This is a genomic window from Psychrobacter sp. (assembly GCF_036731945.1).
Classification (GTDB): Bacteria; Pseudomonadota; Gammaproteobacteria; order Pseudomonadales; family Moraxellaceae; genus Psychrobacter.
In genome coordinates, this window is sequence record NZ_DAINDI010000099.1 from 1 (window position 1) to 1,908 (window position 1,908).

Below are 1,908 nucleotides of genomic sequence, written 5' to 3' on the forward strand. Positions count from 1 at the left end.
GCACAGCAAGCAAGAAAAATTGATATCAGCAGTGCGTAATGTATCGATATTACTTCTCACTCGCTATATATATCTAAATAACAAAGAGCACTAAGCTTTGGGGAAGAGTAAATACGGGGTTTTGGTACTACCAAGCAGTTTTTTGGTTTCACTACCTTTTAGCAGCTCAAGCAAACGCGGTTGCCCAAAGGCGCCGGTCATCAGCAACCCAATATCATTTTTGCTTTGATAGTAATTTAAGGCAGCGGTCACATCACGGCAGTCGAGTAAGGCTTTTTTACATTTGATGCCCGCTTGTTTAAGGCGCGCATAGGCTTCCCGCAGTGCATCGCAGTTTTCTGAGTTTTCTTTAGCAACCATGACGATATGTACGGTCAACGCCCGAATAAGCGGCGTTTTACACAGCCAATTGAGCAGCTTATGCGAAGTTGGACTGTTATCAAAAGCAAATAACGCCGTCGTTGGGGGCAAAAATGGTGCATGGGTCACCAAAATGGGGCAGTGGCTCAAACGTATCAGCTGACTCAAGGTTGATTTGCAAGTCACATGATGACCGATGACCATTAATTGTGCCTTGTCATCGACGTAATCAATACTGTCACTCAGGCTTTCATGGCGATGCAGAGTATAGGTTTTTAGCTTATGATGTTGCTGCTCGCAGTATGTGCTGGCTTGATGCAGCAGCAATTTACCTTGGGCTTTTAGCTCGCTATTGCTCAAATGCTCTTTTGCGGTGAATTGGTCTAACAAGACATTTTCATCGTCAACATTGAGACAGCCGGAATAATCAACGGCAGCTTTTTGTTGCAAACTTGGTACAGAATGCAGCAGACCAATGGGTGCTTGCAGACGAATAGAGGCCCACATACTAGCATCCAATACCGCTTGCACATGATTGGGACAGTCCAAGCAAGCAATCACACTATCTGGCTTCAAATTACTCATAAGGGCACCACATATCTCAATAATAAAATCAGGCTCACGGTTTAAAGGAGTGCCTTTAAGCCGCGAGCCTGATTTTATATACCAATATAATTGCTGAACAATAAAGACACTATTGCGCTCAGCTTGATAACAGCAATACCGTTTTGTTTAATCTAACAGTCCAATATCTCGGCGATCGTGAATCGAAAAGCGATCGATAAGGGTACGGCTGGCGCTGTTGAGTCCAACCACTTTGACATCAATACCTTCGCGCTGCAAACGCATGACCAGTTTGTCCAAGGTATCGACGGCACTCACGTCCCAAAAGTGGGCGTGGCTAACATCGATTTGTACGCTGTCCAACGCTTCTTTGGTATCAAAGCTTTGCAGAAACTGCGTCGTTGACGCAAAGAAAACCTGTCCTTGCACATAGTAATAACGAGTGTTGCTACTGTCGTCATACTCACTAAAGACCGTTAAGAATTGCCCGATCTTATTGGCAAACGCCAACGCTGAGAGCAGCACGCCGACGCCGACGCCGTACGCGAGGTTATGGGTAAACACAGTGGTTATAACGGTCGCCAGCATCACGATATTAAAGGACAGCGGGTGGGTTTTAAACTCTCGAATAGATTGCCAATTAAAGGTACCGATAGAAACCATAATCATCACCGCTACCAATGCCGCCATCGGAATTTGGCTGACCCACTCACTTAAAAATACCACCAAGATGAGTAGCACCACGCCAGCAATAAGTGTTGATAAACGCGTACGGCCGCCAGATTTGACGTTAATCATTGATTGACCAATCATCGCGCAGCCTGCCATACCGCCAAAGAAGCCTGATACGACGTTGGCCATGCCTTGACCACGGCACTCACGGTTTTTATCACTTGGCGTATCAGTCAATTCATCGACGATGGTCGCGGTCATCATAGATTCTAATAAACCTACGATGGCAAGCGCGATAGAATAAGGCGTGAT

The 1,908-nt window shown here is 45.8% G+C and carries 2 protein-coding genes; both read right to left on the minus strand.

Going from position 1 to position 1,908, the window contains the following annotated elements:
- Positions 1 to 90: 90 nt before the first annotated feature.
- Positions 91 to 945: a universal stress protein gene (locus V7D75_RS13785; RefSeq protein ID WP_333615021.1), complete on the minus strand. Its 855-nt coding sequence runs from the start codon at positions 943 to 945 to the stop codon at positions 91 to 93.
- Positions 946 to 1,092: 147 nt separating this feature from the next.
- Positions 1,093 to 1,908: SulP family inorganic anion transporter (locus tag V7D75_RS13790; protein WP_333615022.1), on the minus strand; the 816-nt coding region annotated here is incomplete at its 5' end.

What these genes read in the sequence shown, in the direction of transcription:
- V7D75_RS13785 (WP_333615021.1), bottom strand. Translation starts at nt 945, where the DNA reads ATGAGTAATTTGAAGCCAGATAGTGTGATTGCTTGCTTGGACTGTCCC.